The 19,355-nt window shown below is 63.7% G+C and carries 14 protein-coding genes; 11 read left to right on the plus strand and 3 right to left on the minus strand.

The genetic code is table 11. The annotated features are described in order from the left end of the window. The 11 genes from OKW20_RS26445 to nudI all read left to right on the plus strand — a co-directional run bounded on the left by OKW20_RS26445 (position 1) and on the right by nudI (position 15,411). A complete protein-coding gene (locus tag OKW20_RS26445; RefSeq protein WP_429176886.1) occupies positions 1-879 on the plus strand; it encodes a transglutaminase family protein in 879 nt (292 codons plus the stop codon). 178 nt (positions 880-1,057) lie between these two features. Further along, a complete protein-coding gene (locus OKW20_RS26450; RefSeq protein WP_429176889.1) occupies positions 1,058-2,374 on the plus strand; it encodes a vWA domain-containing protein in 1,317 nt (438 codons plus the stop codon). A 204-nt stretch (positions 2,375-2,578) separates the two neighbouring features. Next, a complete protein-coding gene (locus tag OKW20_RS26455) occupies positions 2,579-5,044 on the plus strand; it encodes a glycogen/starch/alpha-glucan phosphorylase (RefSeq protein ID WP_429176892.1) in 2,466 nt (821 codons plus the stop codon). Then, positions 5,041-7,251: a 1,4-alpha-glucan branching protein GlgB gene (gene glgB / locus OKW20_RS26460; protein WP_429176895.1), complete on the plus strand. Its 2,211-nt coding sequence runs from the start codon at positions 5,041-5,043 to the stop codon at positions 7,249-7,251. Before OKW20_RS26455 ends, glgB begins: the two co-directional genes overlap by 4 nt. A 115-nt stretch (positions 7,252-7,366) precedes the next feature. Further along, a complete protein-coding gene (gene glgC, locus OKW20_RS26465) occupies positions 7,367-8,629 on the plus strand; it encodes a glucose-1-phosphate adenylyltransferase (protein WP_043610706.1) in 1,263 nt (420 codons plus the stop codon). Between the two features lie 7 nt (positions 8,630-8,636). Then, entirely contained in the window at positions 8,637-10,079 is a 1,443-nt protein-coding gene (gene glgA / locus OKW20_RS26470) for a glycogen synthase GlgA (RefSeq protein ID WP_429176898.1), read from the plus strand. A 6-nt stretch (positions 10,080-10,085) separates the two neighbouring features. Continuing rightward, positions 10,086-11,714 carry an alpha-D-glucose phosphate-specific phosphoglucomutase gene (locus OKW20_RS26475; protein WP_429176901.1) on the plus strand — a complete coding sequence of 543 codons (1,629 nt, stop codon included), beginning with the start codon at positions 10,086-10,088 and terminating at the stop codon, positions 11,712-11,714. A 122-nt stretch (positions 11,715-11,836) separates the two neighbouring features. Then, positions 11,837-13,801, plus strand: a complete 1,965-nt coding sequence (glgX, locus tag OKW20_RS26480; RefSeq protein WP_429176904.1) for a glycogen debranching protein GlgX — start codon at positions 11,837-11,839, stop codon at positions 13,799-13,801. A gap of 73 nt (positions 13,802-13,874) precedes the next feature. Further along, the gene (locus OKW20_RS26485; protein ID WP_429176906.1) at positions 13,875-14,363 is read left to right on the plus strand and encodes a MaoC family dehydratase; all 489 of its coding nucleotides are present in this window, start codon (positions 13,875-13,877) and stop codon (positions 14,361-14,363) included. Between the two features lie 23 nt (positions 14,364-14,386). After that, positions 14,387-14,926 carry a GNAT family N-acetyltransferase gene (locus OKW20_RS26490; protein ID WP_429176909.1) on the plus strand — a complete coding sequence of 180 codons (540 nt, stop codon included), beginning with the start codon at positions 14,387-14,389 and terminating at the stop codon, positions 14,924-14,926. Positions 14,927-14,973: 47 nt separating this feature from the next. Beyond that, the gene (nudI, locus tag OKW20_RS26495) at positions 14,974-15,411 is read left to right on the plus strand and encodes a nucleoside triphosphatase NudI (protein ID WP_429176912.1); all 438 of its coding nucleotides are present in this window, start codon (positions 14,974-14,976) and stop codon (positions 15,409-15,411) included. Positions 15,412-15,476: 65 nt separating this feature from the next. On the opposite strand, the gene soxG is transcribed toward nudI, so the two are convergent. The 3 genes from soxG to OKW20_RS26510 are packed head-to-tail and all read right to left on the minus strand — an operon-like array spanning position 15,477 to position 19,346. Next, positions 15,477-16,028: a sarcosine oxidase subunit gamma family protein gene (gene soxG / locus OKW20_RS26500; RefSeq protein WP_429176915.1), complete on the minus strand. Its 552-nt coding sequence runs from the start codon at positions 16,026-16,028 to the stop codon at positions 15,477-15,479. Continuing rightward, the gene (locus OKW20_RS26505; RefSeq protein ID WP_429176917.1) at positions 16,021-19,014 is read right to left on the minus strand and encodes a sarcosine oxidase subunit alpha; all 2,994 of its coding nucleotides are present in this window, start codon (positions 19,012-19,014) and stop codon (positions 16,021-16,023) included. The genes soxG and OKW20_RS26505 overlap by 8 nt, the downstream gene beginning before the upstream one ends. Then, complete coding sequence (locus tag OKW20_RS26510; RefSeq protein ID WP_034786877.1) at positions 19,011-19,346, minus strand: sarcosine oxidase subunit delta; 336 nt, start codon at positions 19,344-19,346, stop codon at positions 19,011-19,013. Before OKW20_RS26510 ends, OKW20_RS26505 begins: the two co-directional genes overlap by 4 nt. Positions 19,347-19,355: the final 9 nt, after the last annotated feature.

Here is a 19,355-nt window from a genome sequence, read left to right on the forward strand (position 1 = left end):
ATGCTCTACGACATCAGCCTGAAGATCACCTATGACTACGAAGTGCCGGTGTCCGGCGGCCGCCACCTCGTGCGCGTGCTGCCGGCGACGCTGCCGGGCCGCCAGCGTCTCGTCGTCGGCTCGCTCAGCTGCCATCCCATGCCGGCCGAGCGCACCGAGAGCATCGACTTCTTCGCCAACCCGTTCACGTCGATCCTCTTTCGCAATTCGCATGCCGACCTGACGATCCGCATGCAGGCGCGCGTGCAGGTGGAGGCCCAGGCCCTGACCGCAGACTTCTCCCCCGATCTCGCCGGCCTGCCGGCAGAGCTTGCCGCCTGCTGGTCGGTCGATGCCGAAGCGCCGCACCACTTCGCCGGCCCGAGCCCGCTCTTGCCCGGGGCCGCCGAAATCGCCGCCTATGCGTGTGACACTGTCACCGACGGGATGACCGTGCGCCAGATCGCCGTCGCACTGTGCGACCGCATCCATCGCGACTTCACTTATGACGGTGAAGCAACGACGGTGAACACGACGCCGGCAGAAGCGTTCAAGCTCAAGCGCGGCGTCTGCCAGGACTTCGCCCATGTGATGATCGTGGCGCTCAGAAGCCTCGGCATCCCTGCGGGATATGTTAGTGGATTCTTAAGGACAATCCCTCCGCCCGGCAAGGAACGCCTCGAAGGGGCCGATGCCATGCATGCCTGGGTGCGCGTCTGGTGCGGCACAACCGGTGGGTGGCTCGAACTCGATCCGACCAACAATATTCCGGCTGGAACCGACCATATCGTCGTCGGCCATGGCCGCGACTATGGCGATGTCGCGCCCGTCATCGGGGTCCTGAAAAGCTACGGCAGCCAGACGACGAAACAGGCGGTCGACGTCATTCCGGTACCGTGACCCGATTTGGCACAGCCCAGTTCCCGCTTCAGGACAGATCGGGTGCCGCAAAACCCCTTACAACAACTGGTTTTCCGGCGATCCATTAAAATTGCGCGCATTGCCGGAACGATATCGTAAGCCATCGCCGCTATTGATGCCCCCAAGCTTGCAACGTGTTCCTTTGGGGTGTGCAAAGATGGGAAGACGATACACGGTAGGCCGGTCCTTCGTAGCCATGCTCAAGGACCGGGGTGGCAATTTTGGTGTGATGGCTGCACTCGCGGCGCCATTGGTCTTGGCAGCCGGCGGCGTCGCCGTCGATCTGGCCACCATGATGACGACGAAGAACCAGATGCAGGATGCGGCCGATGCGGCGGCTCTTGCGGCTGCGTCGGCATTGGTTGCCAGCAAGGATGGACTGACGCCCGAGAAGGCCAAGGAAATCGCCTTGAACTTCCTGAAGGCGCAGTCGGCCGCAAGTTCGACGGATGTGCCCGGCGGCAACGACCCGGGCATGGGTACAGCCTCGGCGGGCGGCGTGACCGATCCGACGGAGACCCAGGTTCAGCCGACGGTCGACATCGTTACCACGCCGGTCGGCAAGAGCGACAAGGCCTTCAAGGTCACGATCGTCAACAAGCAGACCATTCAGCTCAACCCCATGACGCGATTGCTCGGACAGAAGTCCGTCAATCTGGAAACGGTGGCCATCGCCGAGAGCGCGACGGAAACCAAGAACGCCATGTCGATGTATCTCGTGCTCGACCGCTCGGGCTCGATGGCGTTCGCGACGAACGTGGAAAAGAAGCCGACCACCAGCTGCGTCAACTGGAACTCGGACAATTGGGGCAAAAGCAACGTCAAGGCGTCCACCCCGTGCATGATCGACAAGATCACGACCTTGAAATCCGCGGTTGAGACGCTGCTGAAGCCACTGACCGAGATGGACCCCGATAAGAAGTATGTTCGTGTCGGCGCCGTTTCCTATAGCAGCTCCATCTTCGCGGAAGAAAAACTGGCCTGGGGCACGACGAAGGCCGGCACCTACGTCAAGAACCTGGAAGCGAACGGCGGCACGGATTCGAGCGGCGCCTTCGCCAAGGCCGTCGCGGATCTGAAGCTCAAGAGCGAGAACGACGCGCACACGGCTTCCAACGGCCTGACACCGAAAAAGTACATCGTCTTCATGACCGATGGGGCGAACACACATTTCGAAGGAAAGGCGTTGACCATCCCGGCGGCGCCAAAGCCGGAACCGGAACTCGACAATTACACGGCCCAGGATTCCAAATCCGACACCGCAACGCTCAAGGCGTGCCAGGATGCCAAGGACGCCGGCATTCGCGTCTTCACGATCGCCTTCATGGCGCCGATCCAGGGAAAATCGGTGCTCAGCCGATGCGCCAGCAGCACCGCCGACTACAAGTCGCCGGAAGATGCCGCTGCTCTGGTCAAGGTTTTCGGCGAAATCGGCGCCACGACCTCGGGCAAGATGGCACGCCTGACGCGGTAAGACAGACCACATCGCTGACGATGCCGCCCGGTTGCTCCGGGCGGCATTTTGCATTTCGGCGGGACGCTTTCTCCACCGTTTGAGACACGTCTAATCCATTTAAAAACATCTGTTGCAAGCGCTTCGGATCGATGCATAAATTGCCTTTATCCCCGGTCGGGTCCGGCCTGCGACCTCCCAACGCAAAAGGGTAAAGACAGTTTCATGATGAACAGGCTCTCCACCAACGACGTGCCGCAGCCCGCCCCAAGGTCGTCTGAACCTAGCCAGCTCGCCGTCGAAATCCTCGAACGTCTGAAGTACCGCATCGGCAAGGACCCGAAGGTCGCAAAGCCCCATGACTGGCTGACCGCGGCGATCCTTGTTGCGCGCGACCGCATCACCGACAAGTGGATGGATTCCACCCGCAAGACCTATTCAACCGGTGCAAAGCGCGTCTACTACCTCTCGCTTGAGTTTCTCATCGGCCGGCTGATGCGCGATGCGATGACCAATATCGGCCTGATGGACGAGATGCGCGATGCGCTCGCCTCCCTCGGTGTCGATATCGACGTCGTCGCCCAGCTCGAGCCGGACGCAGCGCTTGGCAATGGCGGTCTCGGACGACTGGCCGCCTGCTTCATGGAATCGATGGCGACCGTCGACGTGCCGGCGTATGGCTATGGCATCCGCTACATGCATGGCCTCTTCCGCCAGCAGATGGCCGACGGCTGGCAGGTGGAACTGCCGGAAACCTGGCTTGCCCACGGCAATCCGTGGGAATTCGAACGGCGCGAAAGCTCCTACGAAATCGGCTTCGGCGGGGTCGTCGAAACCGCCAATATCGACGAGGAAATCCAGCGTTTCGTCTGGAAACCGGCCGAGCGTGTCATCGCCACCGCCTTCGACACCCCGGCCGTCGGCTGGCGGGCAAAACGCGTGAACACGCTTCGTCTCTGGACCGCGCAGCCGATCGATCCGATCCTGCTTGCCGCCTTCAACGCCGGCGACCACATCGGCGCGCTGCGCGAAAGCAACAAGGCGGAAAGCCTGACCCGCGTTCTCTATCCCGCCGACGCCACGCCCGCCGGCCAGGAGCTGCGGCTGCGCCAGGAATACTTCTTCTCCTCGGCCTCGTTGCAGGACATTTTGCGCCGTCACCTGCAGCAATATCCGGATTTCACCTCGCTGCCCGACGCCGTCGCCATTCAATTGAACGACACGCACCCGGCGATTTCCATTGCCGAACTGGTGCGGCTCTTGACCGACCTGCACGGCCTCGACTTTGAGCAGGCCTGGGACATCACCCGCCGCACCATCTCCTACACCAACCACACGCTTTTGCCCGAAGCGCTCGAAAGCTGGCCGGTGCCGCTGATCGAGCGGCTTTTGCCGCGCCACATGCAGATCGTCTATGCGATCAACGCCAAGATCCTGATCGAGGCCCGCCGCCAGAAGGGCGCGACGGACGACGAGATCCGCAACATCTCGCTGATCGACGAAAGCGGCGAACGGCGGGTGCGCATGGGCAACCTCGCCTTCGTCGGCTCGCACTCGATCAACGGCGTTTCGGCGCTGCACACGGAGCTGATGAAGGAAACGGTGTTTGCCGACCTGCACAAGCTCTATCCCGATCGCATCAACAACAAGACCAACGGCATTACCCCGCGCCGCTGGCTGATGCAGTGCAATCCCGGTCTCTTCGGACTGATCCGCGAAGCGATCGGCGACGAGTTCATGGACAATACTGAAGCGCTGCAGGCGCTCGACGCGTTCGCCGACAAGGCGGATTTCCAGGAGCATTTCGCCGCGGTCAAGCGCGCCAACAAGGTGCGCCTCGCCCAGCTGGTGCAGAGCCGCCTCGGCATCAGGCTCGATCCGTCGGCGATGTTCGACATCCAGATCAAGCGCATCCACGAATACAAGCGCCAACTCTTGAACATCATCGAGGCGGTGGCGCTCTACGACCAGATCCGCTCGCATCCGGAGCTCGACTGGGTCCCGCGCGTCAAGCTTTTCGCCGGCAAGGCGGCGCCGAGCTATCACAACGCCAAGCTGATCATCAAACTCGCCAACGACGTCGCCCGTGTCGTCAACAACGACCCGGCCGTGCGCGGGCTGCTGAAGATCGTCTTCGTGCCGAACTACAACGTCTCGCTGGCCGAGATCATGGTTCCGGCTGCCGACCTGTCCGAGCAGATCTCGACGGCCGGCATGGAAGCGTCGGGCACCGGCAACATGAAGTTCGCTCTGAACGGCGCCTTGACGATCGGCACGCTCGACGGCGCCAATGTCGAGATGCGCGACTGGATCGGCGAGGAAAACATCAAGATCTTCGGCATGACCGCGGAAGAGGTGACGCGCGCACGAGCGGAAGGGCACAATCCGCGCGCCATCATCGAAGGCTCGCGCGAGCTGTCGCAGGCGTTGCAGGCGATTGCCTCCGGTGTCTTCTCGCCCGACGACCGCAACCGCTTCGCCGGCCTCATCGAGGGCATCTACAATCACGACTGGTTCATGGTCGCTGCCGATTTCGAAGCTTACGCCAAGGCACAGCGCGAGCTCGACCAGCTCTGGACGACGCCGTCCGACTGGCAAGCACAGGCAATCCGCAACACGGCACGGATGGGCTGGTTCTCGTCCGACCGCACCATCCGGCAATATGCCGGGGAAATCTGGAGAGCCGGATGACGTCTTCGGCCGGCAAGGACCCGGAACCCGCAACTTCAGGTCTGCTGTCAGCGCCGGATATCGCGGCCATCCTCTCGGGCACGCATGAGGACCCCTTCGCGGTTCTCGGCGTGCACCCCGCCGGCAAGGCCATCCTTGCCCGCTGCTTCATCCCCGATGCCGAGACGGTGACCGTAGAAGCGCTCGCCGGCAAGGAACTGGGCGCACTCGAACGGCGCGACGATGCCGGTTTCTTCGAGGGACCTGTCTCCCTGAAAAAGCCGCAGCCTGTGCGCTACCGCGCCCGCAATCAAGGCGGCGAATGGGTGGTGGTCGATCCCTATAGCTTCGGCCCGGTGCTCGGGCCGATGGACGATTACTACATTCGCGAGGGCTCGCATCTCCGGCTGTTCGACAAGATGGGCGCCCATGCGATCGAGCATGACGGCGCGCATGGCTATCACTTCGCCGTCTGGGCGCCGAACGCCAAGCGCGTTTCGGTGGTCGGCCAGTTCAACGACTGGGACGGCCGGCGGCACGTCATGCGGCTGCGCGCCGATACCGGCATCTGGGAGATCTTCATTCCCGACGTCGAAGGCGGACTTGCCTATAAATACGAGATCCTCGACCGCAACGGCACGTTACTGCCGCTGAAGGCCGATCCTTTTGCCCGGCGCTCCGAGCTCCGCCCCAACACCGCCTCCGTCACCACGCCGGAAATCGCGCAGGTGTGGGACGACGAGGCGCACCGCAAGCATTGGGCGTCTGCCGACGCGAGGCGCCAGCCGATCTCGATCTACGAGGTCCATGCCGGCTCCTGGCAACGCCGCGACAATGGCGACATGCTCTCCTGGGATGAACTTGCCGACCGGCTGATCCCCTACTGCGTCGACATGGGCTTCACCCATATCGAGTTCCTGCCGATCTCGGAATTTCCCTTCGATCCGTCCTGGGGCTACCAGACGACCGGCCTCTATGCGCCGACCGCCCGCTTCGGCGAGCCTGAAGGTTTTGCCCGTTTCGTCAATGGCTGCCACAAGGTCGGCCTCGGCGTCATCCTCGACTGGGTGCCCGCGCATTTCCCCACCGACGAGCACGGCCTTCGCTGGTTCGACGGCACCGCGCTCTACGAACACGAAGACCCGCGCCAGGGCTTTCATCCCGACTGGAACACGGCGATCTACAATTTCGGCCGTCAGGAAGTGTTGTCGTTCCTCGTCAACAACGCGCTCTATTGGGCGGAAAAATTCCACGTCGACGGACTGCGCGTCGATGCGGTCGCCTCGATGCTCTACCTCGACTACTCGCGCAAACATGGCGAGTGGGTGCCGAACGAGTATGGCGGCAACGAGAACCTCGAAGCGGTCCGCTTCCTGCAGACGATGAACACCCAGATCTACGGCCTGCATGGCGGCATCCTGACGATCGCCGAGGAATCGACCTCCTGGCCGAAGGTGTCGCATCCCGTTCACGCCGGCGGCCTCGGCTTCGGCTTCAAGTGGAACATGGGCTTCATGCACGACACGCTGCAGTATCTGTCGCGCGAGCCGGTGCACCGCAAGTTCCACCACAACGACCTGACCTTCGGCCTGCTCTACGCCTTCAGCGAGAACTTCGTGCTGCCGCTCTCCCATGACGAGGTCGTGCACGGCAAGGGTTCGCTGATCGCCAAGATGGCCGGCGACGACTGGCAGAAGTTCGCCAATCTCCGCGCCTACTACGCCTTCATGTGGGGTTATCCGGGCAAGAAGCTGCTGTTCATGGGCCAGGAGTTCGCTCAATGGCGCGAATGGTCCGAAGACCGCGCGCTCGACTGGAACCTGCTCGAATACCACCTGCACGAAGGCATGCGGCGGCTGGTGCGTGACCTCAACGGCACCTACCGGGCCAAGCCCGCCCTTCATGCGCGGGACTGCGAGGGCGAAGGTTTCGAGTGGCTGCTGGCCGACGATCGCGACAACTCCATCTTTGCCTGGCTGCGCAAGGCGCCCGGCGAAAAGCTCGTAGCCGTCATCACCAATTTCACCCCCGTGTACCGGGAAAGCTACGCCATCCCGCTGCCGGTCAAGGGTCGTTGGAAGGAGATCCTCAACTCCGACGCGGAAATCTACGGAGGAAGCGGCAAGGGCAACGGCGGCGCCGTTTTTGCCGAGAAGAACAGTACGGGAGCGATCATGGCCAACATCACCCTGCCGCCGCTGGCGACACTGATGCTGGAACAGGAGTAATTTATCCGATCCGCCAGCCGAAGCGGCGGGCGGGAGACTGCAAAAATCGAGGGCCGCAAGGCGTCGCAGAAGGCCGCCGTGACGACCCCTTGAGGTCAATGAATGGGGAGGACAAATGGTGGAAAAGCGTACGCAACCTCTGGCACGTGATGCCATGGCCTATGTTCTCGCCGGCGGTCGCGGCAGTCGCCTGAAGGAACTGACCGACCGACGGGCGAAGCCGGCGGTCTATTTCGGCGGCAAGGCCCGTATCATCGACTTCGCGCTGTCGAACGCGCTAAACTCCGGTATCCGCCGCATCGGCGTCGCCACCCAGTACAAGGCGCATTCGCTGATCCGCCACCTGCAGCGCGGCTGGAACTTCTTCCGCCCTGAACGAAACGAAAGCTTCGACATCCTGCCCGCCAGCCAGCGCGTTTCCGAGACGCAGTGGTACGAAGGCACGGCCGACGCCGTTTACCAGAACATCGACATCATCGAGGACCATGGCGTCGAATACATGGTGATCCTTGCCGGCGATCACATCTACAAGATGGACTACGAACTGATGCTGCAGCAGCACGTCGATTCCGGCGCCGATGTCACCATCGGCTGCCTCGAAGTGCCGCGCATGGAAGCGACCGGCTTCGGCGTCATGCATGTCGACGAGAAGGACCGCATCATCGCCTTCGTCGAAAAGCCCGCCGATCCGCCGGGCATTCCCGGCAATCCCGAGATGGCACTCGCCTCCATGGGCATCTATGTCTTCCACACGAAGTTCCTGATGGATCTTCTGCGCCGCGACGCCGCCGATCCGAAATCGAGCCGCGACTTCGGCAAGGACATCATTCCCTATATCGTCGACAACGGCAAAGCCGTCGCACATCGCTTTGCCCAGTCCTGCGTACGCTCCGATTTCGAGCGCGAGGCCTACTGGCGCGACGTCGGCACGATCGACGCCTACTGGCAGGCCAATATCGATCTCACCCATGTGACGCCGGAACTGGACATCTACGACAGCACCTGGCCGATCTGGACCTTCGCCGAGATCAAGCCGCCGGCCAAATTCGTGCATGACGACGAAAACCGCCGCGGCTCGGCGACCTCGTCGCTCATCTCCGGCGACTGCATCATCTCAGGCGCCGCTCTCAACCGCAGCCTGTTGTTCACAGGTGTGCGTGTTAATTCATATTCCCGTCTGGAGAATGCCGTAGTTCTTCCCGATGTGAAGATCGGTCGCCATGCGACGCTGCGCAACGTGGTCATCGACAGCCGTGTCGTGATCCCGGAGGGCCTCGTCGTCGGGGACGATCCGGTGCTCGATGCCAAGCGTTTCCGGCGCTCGGAAAACGGCGTCTGCCTGATCACGCAAACGATGATCGACAAATTGGGAATGTAGGCACTTCATGAACGTCCTGTCCGTTGCGTCCGAAGTCTATCCGCTGATCAAGACCGGGGGGCTCGCCGATGTCGTCGGCGCGCTTCCGGCAGCGCTTTTGCCGCACGGCGTCAAGACCCGCACCCTGGTGCCCGGCTATCCGGCCGTGCTGCAGAAGCTGAAGAAGAAAAAGAAGGTCGGCAGTTTCGACAACCTGTTCGGCAATCCGGCGACAGTTCTCGCCGCTGAAATCGACGGGCTCGACCTTTTGGTCCTCGACCAGCCGGAACTCTACGCCCGCGACGGCGGTCCTTACGTCGATGCGACCGGCCTCGACTATGCCGACAATTTCCGTCGCTTCGCCGCGCTCTCGCTTGCGGCCGCCGAGATTGCCGGCGGCGATATCGTCGCGGGCTTTAAACCCGATATCGTTCACGCCCATGACTGGCAGACCGCGCTGACGCCGGTCTACATGCATTTCGGCCCGGCAGCTGCAACGCCGACGGTGATGACCATCCACAACATCGCCTTCCAGGGCCAGTTCGGCGCCTCGGTCTTCCCGGAGCTTGCCCTTCCCCCTGAAGCCTTCTCGATGCAGTTCGTCGAATATTACGGCGACGTCGGCTTTCTGAAGGGCGGCCTGCAGACCGCCGACGCCATCACCACCGTCAGCCCCTCCTATGCCCAGGAAATCCTGACACCCGAATTCGGCATGGGTCTCGAAGGTCTGTTGAAGAGCCGCGTCGCCGACCTCTCCGGCATCGTCAACGGCATCGACGCCGATGTCTGGGATCCGCAGACCGACCCGCACATCGCCCAGCATTTCAGCGCAACGAGCCTGAAGCAGCGCGCCGCAAACCGGCGTGCGCTCGAGGAACGCTTCGGCCTTGAAAAGGGCAGCGGCCCGATCTTCTGTGTCGTCAGCCGGCTCACCTGGCAGAAGGGCATGGATCTGGTCGCCGAGATCGCCGACGAGCTCGTCGCCATGGGCGGAAAGCTCGTGGTGCTCGGCTCCGGCGACGCGGCGCTCGAAGGTGCGCTGCTCGCCGCCGCCTCCCGCCATCGCGGCCATATCGGCATGTTCACCGGCTACAACGAGCCGCTGTCGCATCTGATGCAGGCGGGCTCCGACGCGATCCTCATTCCGTCGCGCTTCGAGCCCTGCGGGCTTACCCAGCTCTATGGCCTACGCTACGGCTGCGTGCCGGTCGTCGCCCGCACCGGCGGGCTTGCCGATACCATCATCGACGCCAACGAGGCCGGGCTTGCGGCCAAGGTCGCGACCGGCTTCCAGTTCACGCCTGTCAATGCCGATGGGTTGCGGCTTGCGATCCGGCGGGTGCTGCGTGCATACAGCGAGCCCAAAGTCTGGTCGAAAATTCAGACCCAGGGCATGAAATCGGACGTTTCCTGGGCCACAAGTGCCGAGCGTTACGTCTCTCTTTATTCCGGACTTCTCGGGAAAGGTTAAGTCAGCATGATAAGAACGGTTACCACAACCCCCTACGGCGACCAGAAGCCTGGCACGTCAGGGCTGCGCAAGAAGGTCCCGGTCTTCCAGCAGAAGAACTATGCCGAGAACTTCATCCAGTCGATCTTCGACGCGCTCGAAGGCTTTCAGGGCGAAACCCTTGTGATCGGCGGCGACGGCCGCTTCTACAACCGCGAAGTCATCCAGATCGCCATCAAGATGGCGGCGGCCAACGGCTTCGGTCGCGTGCTCGTCGGCCGTGGCGGCATCCTGTCGACGCCGGCTGCCTCCAACGTCATCCGCAAGTACAAGGCCTTTGGCGGCATCGTGCTGTCGGCCAGCCACAATCCCGGCGGCCCGACCGAAGATTTCGGCATCAAGTACAATATCGGCAATGGCGGCCCGGCACCGGAAAAGGTCACCGATGCGATCTTTGCCCGCAGCAAGGTGATCGACAGCTACAAGATCTCCGACGTCGCCGACATCAACCTCGATGCCGAAGGCACGCAGGAGCTTGACGGCATGACCGTGACGGTCATCGACCCGGTCGCCGACTATGCCGAGCTAATGGAAAGCCTGTTCGACTTCGACGCCATCCGCAAGATGATCGGCGGCGGCTTCCGCGTCGTCTTCGACGCCATGAGCGCCGTCACCGGGCCTTACGCCAAGGAGATCATCGAGAAGCGCCTCGGCGCGCCCAAGGGCTCGGTGATGAACTTCATTCCGCTGCCCGATTTCGGCGGCCACCACCCGGACCCGAACCTCGTGCACGCCCGCGCGCTCTACGAGACGATGATGGGACCGGATGCACCGGATTTCGGCGCCGCCTCCGACGGCGACGGTGACCGCAACCTCGTCATCGGCCGCGGCATCTTCATCACGCCCTCCGACAGTCTGGCCATGCTTGCCGCCAACGCGCATCTGGCACCCGGCTATGCCAAGGGTATTGCCGGCATCGCCCGCTCGATGCCGACCAGCGGTGCGGCCGACCGCGTGGCCGAGAAGCTCGGCATCGGCCTCTACGAAACGCCGACCGGCTGGAAGTTTTTCGGCAACCTGCTCGACGAGGGCATGGCGACGATCTGCGGCGAGGAAAGCGCCGGCACCGGCTCCAACCACGTGCGCGAAAAGGACGGCCTCTGGGCGGTCCTGCTGTGGCTCAACGTTCTCGCCGCCCGCAAGGAAAGTGCGCTCGACATCGTCAAGAGCCACTGGGCGACCTACGGTCGCAACTACTATTCGCGCCATGACTACGAAGAGGTCGACAGCGATGCGGCCAATGGCCTGATCGCCAACCTGCGCGACCAGCTTGCCACGCTGCCCGGCACGTCCTTCGGCGCGCTCAAGGTCGCGACCGCGGACGACTTTGCCTACAACGATCCGGTCGACCATTCCGTCAGCAAGAACCAGGGCATCCGCATCCTGTTCGAAGGCGGCTCCCGCGTCGTCTTCCGCCTCTCGGGCACCGGCACATCGGGCGCAACGCTGCGCGTCTATATCGAGCGCTTCGAGCCGGACGCCTCGCGTCACGATATCGAGACGCAGACGGCGCTTGCCGATCTCATCGCCGTTGCGGAAGAGATCGCCAGCATCAAGACCCGCACCGGCCGCACCGAGCCGAGCGTCATTACCTGAGAAACCAGACGATCGGGGCCGCCTTCGGGCGGCCCTTTTCTGTTGTCGCCTACCCTCGCTGCCTAGCCTGGCGGAGGGGGCTGATGGAATATGAGTTCGATACCAGGAAGAGGGACGCTTTCATGCCGACGATCGGAAACCCACCCCTCGGTGCCACCGTCACCCCCGACGGCACGGTGTTTTCGGTCTGGTCGCGCAACGCCGCCCGTATCGACCTCTGCCTCTTCGACAAATCAGGCGCCAAGCAGCTGCGCCAGCTGCCGATGACGCGGAACGGCGACATTCACAGCCTGACGGTTGCCGACGCGCCGAAGGGAACGCGCTACGGCTTCCGGGCCGATGGCGTCTATTCGCCCGATCACGGTCTCTGGTTCGATCCGTCCAAGCTTCTCGTCGATCCCTACGCCCTGGAGCTCGACCGCCCGTTCCGCCACGATCCACGCCTGACGATCTTTGGCGAAGACACCGCCGACCTCGTACCGAAAGCGATCGTCACCGAGGCAAAACCGGCCAAGGTGAAGGCGCCGCTCTTTCGCGCCGGCGGCCTCGTCTACGAAATCGCCGTCAAGCCTTTCACCATCCTCCATCCCGACGTGCCCGAAGCCAAGCGTGGCACGGTGGCGGCGCTTGCCGAGCCTGCCATCATCGCGCACTTGAAGCGCCTCGGCGTTTCGGCGGTCGAACTGATGCCGATCGTCGCCTGGATCGACGAGCGTCATCTGCCGCCGCTCGGGCTGAAGAACGGCTGGGGCTACAATCCGATCGCCCCGATGGCGCTCGATCCGCGCCTCGTGCCGGGTGGCCTCAAGGAATTGCGCAAGACCGTCGAAGCGCTGCGCAAGGAAGGCATTGGCGTCATCCTCGATCTCGTCTTCAACCACTCCGGCGAGAGCGACCGCTTCGGCACGACCTTGTCGATGCGCGGCCTCGACAACCTCACCTATTACCGCCATGTCACCGACCGGCCGGGCGAACTGATCAACGACACCGGCTGCGGTAACACGATCGCCTGCGACAACCCTGTGGTCGAGGCGCTGATCCTCGACAGTCTGCGCCATTTCGTCCGCGTCGCCGGCGTCGACGGCTTTCGTTTCGACCTCGCCTCGATCCTCGGCCGCGACATGGGCGGCTTCCACCGCGATGCTCCGCTCTTCCGGGCGATCGCGACCGATCCGCTGCTTGCCGACCGCGTGCTGATTGCCGAGCCGTGGGATATCGGCCCCGGCGGCTACCAGCTCGGCAACTTCCCCGCCCCTTTCCTTGAGTGGAACGACCGCGCCCGCGACGACATCCGCATCTACTGGCGCGGCGATCGACATTCGATCGGCGCGCTGGCGACAGCGCTTGCCGGCTCGTCGAACAGTTTTTCCCGTTGGGGCGAGGCAGGAACCCGTACGGTCAACTTCATCGCCGCCCATGACGGCTTCACGCTGGCCGATCTCGTCTCCTATGCCGGCAAGCACAACGAGGCGAACGGCGAGGAAAACCGCGACGGCCACAACGAGAACCACTCCTGGAACAACGGCGCCGAGGGCGCGACGACCGATCCGGAAATCAAGGCGGCTCGCCGCCATGACCTGATGGCGCTCGTCGGCACGCTGTTTGCCACCCGCGGCACGATCATGCTGACCGCCGGCGACGAAGCCGGGCGCAGCCAGCACGGCAACAACAACGCCTATTGCCAGGACAACGCCATCACCTGGCTCGACTGGACGGCGATGGACGACGAGATCGTTGCCCACACCGCAGCCCTCTCAGCCATGCGCTCTCGCTTCGGCGTTTTCGACGAGACTACGTTCCTGACCGGAAGCGGCGACGTCGAGTGGTGCCGTCTCGACGGTCACCCGATGACGGTTGGCGACTGGGAGCATCCGGCAACGGACAATCTGATGATGGTGCTGGCCACCCGCGACCGAACCCAGAAGCGGGCAACGCGGCTGGCCGTCGTCATCAATCGCAGCCATGCGCCGCATCCCCTCCGCCTGCCCGACAGCGTCAATGGGAAATGGCAGGACGCGCTCGCAGCGTCAGCCCCCGCCGATCAAGTAGCGCCGCGCTCCGTCACCTTCCTCGTCGAAGTTTTCTAAGCTTTTCCACCACTTGCAGGTTGCAACAGGCGAGCCTATAGATCGCTTGGGGGGCTTGTTTCGAGGCGTTCACATGCTGCAGGACATATCACTTTCTGAGATCAAGATACTGGTCGGCAAGGAAGTCGGCGTTTCCGACTGGATCACGGTCACCCAGGAAACGATCGACAAATTCGCCGAAGCAACCAGCGACTATCAGTATATTCACGTCGACCCGGTGCGGGCCGCTGCCGAAACGCCCTTCGGCGGCACGATCGCGCATGGCTTCCTGTCGCTCTCGCTGCTTTCGGCGATGAACTACAATTGCCTGCCGAAGATCCGCGAACAGACGATGGGTATCAACTACGGCTTCGAGAAGGTGCGCTTCGTCGCGCCGGTGAAGAGCGGCGCCAAAGTGCGCGGCCACTTCACCATGGCCGATGCCCGCTTTCGCGGCGCCAGCATGCTGATGATCACCTATGACGTCAGCGTCGAGATCGAAGGCGAGCGCAAGCCGGCGCTGACGGCGACCTGGCAGACCATCATCCAGTTCGATCCCAAGGATCGACCCGCCGATGCCTGAGGCGGTTTGAGCAGGCAGATCCCATGACAGCATCAGTCATCGTCGCGCCGGCCGACGGACGTTTCGTCGGCGACTTTGCCGGCTGCGACTTCTCCTTCGAGATCACGTCCGAGGCGCTGCCGCCCTTCACCGGCCCCGGTCTCCGCGACATCGCCCCGGTCGAGCGCTACATCAAGGCCTATGGATCCGACCCGGACGAGCTTGTGGAGGCGGCGGCCGGGCCGGATGCCGCCCTCTTCGCAGCACGTCTCGACGGCCGGCTCGCCGGTTACATCGCGCTCTCGAAGGCCTGGAACGGCTTTGCCGAAGTCGACGATATCGCCGTCGACAGCAACGCGCGCCGAGCCGGCGTCGCGCGGGCCCTCATGGACCGGGCGGTGTCATGGGCGCGGGAACGGGGCCTGCCGGGGATCCGTCTCGAGACCCAGTCGAACAATGTCGCCGCCTGCCGCTTCTACGAGCGCTACGGCTTCGAACTCGCCGGCTACGACCGCCATCTCTATTCGGCATTGACGCCGGGAACCCGCGAGATCGCGCTCTACTGGTACTTGCGCTTCGCGTGAAATCAAGGCGGCTGTTGTGGTCGCAAAATCAGGGAATGGAGAAGTCATTGCGCCAGCGTATCATCGTCTGCCCGCTCATTCAGAACAGAGGCGCCTACTTGCTCTGCAAGATGCCGACCGATCGCGGCGTGTTTCCCGGGCAGTGGGCGCTCTCCGGTGGCGGCCTCGAGCCGGGCGAACGTCTCGACGAGGGCCTGCGCCGTGAAATCCGCGAAGAACTTGGAGATCGCCTGGAGATCGGGACCATCAAGCCCTGGACCTTCCGGGACGACATCCGGACGAAGTCCTACGCCGACGGCTCAACCGAAGAGCTGCATATGATCTATCTGATCTTTGACTGCGAGGCCGAAAATCGCGAGGTCAGCCTTAACGACGAATTCGTCGAACATGCCTGGGTCGCGCCCGAGCAGCTCCAGGATTACGAACTCAACGACGCGACGAAGCGCACATTCCAGGAAAAAGGCATCCTGCCGGCTACGCGGTAAGCGCCAACGGTTGCCGACAGACTTGAAGGCCGGGAAACGCGTGAGCGCTTCCCGGCCTTTTTATCTCAATGCCCGGCGTCCGCCGCACCCTCGGACAGCAGCCCGAAGACGAAGGGCGAGAACGACCGCCAGCACTCGACCCGGAACTGATCCTCGGCCGTGCGGAAGAGGATGATCTCGGCTTTGCCGAGGATCGTGCGCGAGCAGCCGCCAACCGGGAAGATCGCCAGGGACAGATCCTGCGGGCAGCCGCTGTTGATGGCCACGTCCGCGCCTGGGCCGCTGACGATGACGGCGACGTTGCGATGCGAGATGTCGACCGCCGAATGCAGCGTGCCGCTCGAGGCGGCCGCCGCCATCAGGTCGGCTTCATTCTCGTCGAACACCAGCCACTCGTCGGGGCCGATCCACAGCGCATGACGCTGGCCGGAGGAGGCCGAGGTCTTCGGCCGGGTCGGCAGCGTCACGCCAAGGGCCGCCGAAAGGGCCGGCAGTGCGTCGGCGCCGGCGCGCAGCGAGATGCGGGTTGCCGCCGGTGCCGGCGTCAGGATCGCTTCGGCCGAACCGCCGCGCGCGGTGAGTGCCGCCTTGCGGCTTGCAGTAACCTGGTCAGCCATGGAGGCGGCCCCCTTCCTTGTCAAAGAACACCATGTCGCTCACTTCGACGGCGATGGTGCGATCGGTCATCGGCACATAGAGCGTCTGCCCGATCCGCGCGCGGCCACCGGCCACCATGGCGAGTGCAATCGAGCGGCCGCAGTTTTCCGACCAGTAGGACGACGTCACGTGACCGAGCATGGTCATAGGCTTCGGCTGGTTCGGGTCGGCGACGATCTGCGCGCCTTCCTCCAGCACCACCTTCGGATCCTTGGTGAGAAGACCCACGAGCTGCTTGCGGCCGTCCTTGACGAGATCCGGGCGCTTGAGCCCGCGGATACCGACGAAGTCGGGCTTCTTCTTCGAGACAGCCCAGGAGAGGCCGGCATCGTCGGGCGTCAGCGTGCCGTCGGTATCCTGGCCGACGATAATGTAGCCCTTCTCGGCGCGCAGCACATGCATGGTTTCCGTGCCGTAGGCGCAGGCGCCCATCGGCTCGGCCCGCGCCCAGATCGCTTCCCAGACCGCCTGGCCGTAGTCGGCAGGGACGTTGACTTCGAAACCGAGCTCGCCGGTGAACGACATGCGGAACAGCCGTGTCGGCACGCCGCAGATCTTGCCCTCGGCGACGCTCATGTGCGGGAAGGCCTCGTTGGAGAGGTCGATGCCTTCGACCAGCGGCGCGATGATCTCGCGCGCCTTCGGACCCTGCACGGCGATGACCGCCCATTGTTCCGTCGTCGACGTCAGCCAGACCTTCAGATGCGGGAACTCGGTCTGCAGATAGTCTTCCATGTGGTTCATGACGCGCGGCGCACCGCCGGTTGTCGTCGTCACGTGGAAGCGGTCCTCTGCCAGGCGGCCGACCACGCCGTCGTCATAGACGAAGCCGTCGTCGCGCAGCATGATGCCGTAGCGGCAGCGGCCGGGCTTCAGGTTGTCCCAGGCGTTGGTGTACATGAGGTTCAGGAACTGGGCCGCGTCCGGGCCGACGACCTCGATCTTGCCGAGGGTCGAGGCATCGAAGACGCCGGCGACATCACGCACCGTCTTGCACTCGCGCGCCACCGCCTCATGCATGTCTTCGCCGGAGCGCGGGTAAAACCAGGCGCGCTTCCAGTTGCCGACATCCTCGAACTCGGCGCCATGCGCTTCCTCCCAAGCATGCATTGGCGTCTTGCGCGCCGGGTCGAACAGGGATCCACGCGAATGGTTGACGATCGCACCGAAGGTCACCGGCGTATAGGGCTGGCGGAAGGTGGTGAGACCCACCTGCGGAATGTCCTTGCCGAGCGCTTCCGCAGCAATCGCCAGGCCATGCATGTTGGAAAGCTTGCCCTGGTCGGACGCCATGCCGTTGGTGGTGAAGCGCTTGATGTGCTCGATCGAGTGCATGCCTTCGCGCACCGCCAGACGGATGTCCTTGGCGCAGACGTCGTGCTGGAAGTCGATGAACGCCTTGACGGTCGTGTCCGGCCCTGCCCCTTCAGCGGCACCGATCATGCCGCCGGTCCAGCCGTAGCGGTTTTCGCCCGAGAGCGTCACCTGCGCTCCGCCTTCGGCACCAGCCGCACGCGCAGTCAGTTCGCCGGCGGCCAGCGCCTCGTCGATCGTGGCCTGCAGATCGTCGGTGCCGTTGCAGGCGCCGATCGAAAGGCAATCCTGCAGGTACGTGCCCGGCAGGAAGCGCTGGGTTGCCGCATCGAACTTCACCTTGCCGCGCGACTGCGAGAACAGGTGCACCGACGGCGTCCAGCCGGCCGAAACCAGCAGTGCGTCGACGGCGAACTTGCGGGCCGAGCCGCCGCCATTGCGGGCGACGCTGATCGAGTTGACCCTAAGCTTGCCGCCGGCCTTGATCACAGAATGGCTGGTCAGCACTTCGATGCCGAGCTTGCGCGCTTCGGCCAGCACCGCCTCGCCCGGATTTTCGCGGCAATCGACGATGACGGGAACCGAGACACCGGCCCGCTTGAGGTCGAAAGCCGCCTCATAGGCCGAGTCATGGGCGGTGTAGACGCCGACCTTGGAGCCGACGGCGACGCCGAAGTGGTTGAGATAGGTGCGCCCGGCCGAAGCGAGCATGATGCCCGGACGGTCGTTGTTGGCAAACACCATGTGCCGTTCGATCTGGCCGTTGGCGAGGATCACCTTCTTGGCGCGCACCTGCCACAGCCGCTCGCGCGGCAGCGACTTGTCGAGCGCCGCCAGATGATCGGTCACGCGCTCGACGAGGCCGACGAAATTGTGGTTGTAGTAGCCGAAGCCGGTGGTGCGGGTGAGCACCGTGACGTTGTCCATCGAGGCCAGCGTCTTTGCGGTCTCCTGCGCCCAGTCCCAGCCGTCCTTGCCGTCGATCGTCGTGCCGCTTTCATATCGAAGCGCGCCGCCCATTTCCGGCTGCTCGTCGCAGATGACCACCCTGGCGCCGGCTTTGGCTGCGGCAAGCGCCGCCGAGAGGCCGGCAACGCCACCCCCGATTACGAGCACGTCGCAATGGGCGTAGCGGCTGGCATAGTGGTCCGGATCGGCTTCCGTCGGCGCGACGCCGAGCCCGGCAGCGCGGCGGATGAAGGGTTCGTAGATCGCGTGCCAGGCAGCCTTCGGCCACATGAAGGTCTTGTAGTAGAAACCGGCGGCGAAGAACGGCGACATCAGGTCGTTGAGGCCGCCGATGTCGAAGGCGAGCGACGGCCAGCGGTTCTGCGAACTCACCTTCATGCCGTCGAAGACTTCCTGCACCGTGGCGCGCACGTTCGGCTGACGCCGGGCGGCGTCCCGCGAGACGTCCATCAACGCGTTCGGCTCCTCGGCACCGGCCGAAAGAATGCCGCGCGGGCGGTGATACTTGAACGAACGCCCGACGAGATGAATGCCGTTGGCAAGCAGCGCCGAGGCAACCGTGTCGCCTTCGAGCGCCGTCAGCGTGCGGCCGTCGAAGGTGAAGCGCGCGGTGCGGGCGGGGGTCAGGCGGCCGACGCCTGGAATGCGGTTGGCGCCCATCATTTCGCGGCTCCCTTGTCCTGGCCGTTCTTGTCCTGCTCGCTCTGGAGAATGGTGGCGATGTCAGGCTTTGGCTCGCCCGCCTTGTAGGTGGTGTAGAAACGGTCGCTGACCGTGTCGCGGGCGGCGTTGAAGAAGCGGCCGCAGCCATGGATATGGCGCCAGCGTTCGAAGATCAGACCCTTGGGGTTCTGACGCAGGAAGAAATATTCCTCGAACTGTTCGTCGGTGATGTCGGCGATGTTTTCCGGACGGGCGATATGGGCGTCGCCGGCACCGCGGAATTCGAGCTCGGAACGCTCTTCTTCGCAATAGGGGCAGTAGATCAGAAGCATCTCGAAATC

Source organism: Ensifer sp. LBL (genome assembly GCF_050435225.1).
Classification (GTDB): domain Bacteria; phylum Pseudomonadota; class Alphaproteobacteria; order Rhizobiales; family Rhizobiaceae; genus Ensifer.

What these genes read in the sequence shown, in the direction of transcription:
- OKW20_RS26445 (WP_429176886.1), top strand. Translation starts at nt 1, where the DNA reads ATGCTCTACGACATCAGCCTGAAGATCACCTATGACTACGAAGTGCCG.
- OKW20_RS26450 (WP_429176889.1), top strand. Translation starts at nt 1,058, where the DNA reads ATGGGAAGACGATACACGGTAGGCCGGTCCTTCGTAGCCATGCTCAAG.
- OKW20_RS26455 (WP_429176892.1), top strand. Translation starts at nt 2,579, where the DNA reads ATGATGAACAGGCTCTCCACCAACGACGTGCCGCAGCCCGCCCCAAGG.
- glgB (WP_429176895.1), top strand. Translation starts at nt 5,041, where the DNA reads ATGACGTCTTCGGCCGGCAAGGACCCGGAACCCGCAACTTCAGGTCTG.
- glgC (WP_043610706.1), top strand. Translation starts at nt 7,367, where the DNA reads ATGGTGGAAAAGCGTACGCAACCTCTGGCACGTGATGCCATGGCCTAT.
- glgA (WP_429176898.1), top strand. Translation starts at nt 8,637, where the DNA reads ATGAACGTCCTGTCCGTTGCGTCCGAAGTCTATCCGCTGATCAAGACC.
- OKW20_RS26475 (WP_429176901.1), top strand. Translation starts at nt 10,086, where the DNA reads ATGATAAGAACGGTTACCACAACCCCCTACGGCGACCAGAAGCCTGGC.
- glgX (WP_429176904.1), top strand. Translation starts at nt 11,837, where the DNA reads ATGCCGACGATCGGAAACCCACCCCTCGGTGCCACCGTCACCCCCGAC.
- OKW20_RS26485 (WP_429176906.1), top strand. Translation starts at nt 13,875, where the DNA reads ATGCTGCAGGACATATCACTTTCTGAGATCAAGATACTGGTCGGCAAG.
- OKW20_RS26490 (WP_429176909.1), top strand. Translation starts at nt 14,387, where the DNA reads ATGACAGCATCAGTCATCGTCGCGCCGGCCGACGGACGTTTCGTCGGC.
- soxG (WP_429176915.1), bottom strand. Translation starts at nt 16,028, where the DNA reads ATGGCTGACCAGGTTACTGCAAGCCGCAAGGCGGCACTCACCGCGCGC.
- OKW20_RS26505 (WP_429176917.1), bottom strand. Translation starts at nt 19,014, where the DNA reads ATGATGGGCGCCAACCGCATTCCAGGCGTCGGCCGCCTGACCCCCGCC.
- OKW20_RS26510 (WP_034786877.1), bottom strand. Translation starts at nt 19,346, where the DNA reads ATGCTTCTGATCTACTGCCCCTATTGCGAAGAAGAGCGTTCCGAGCTC.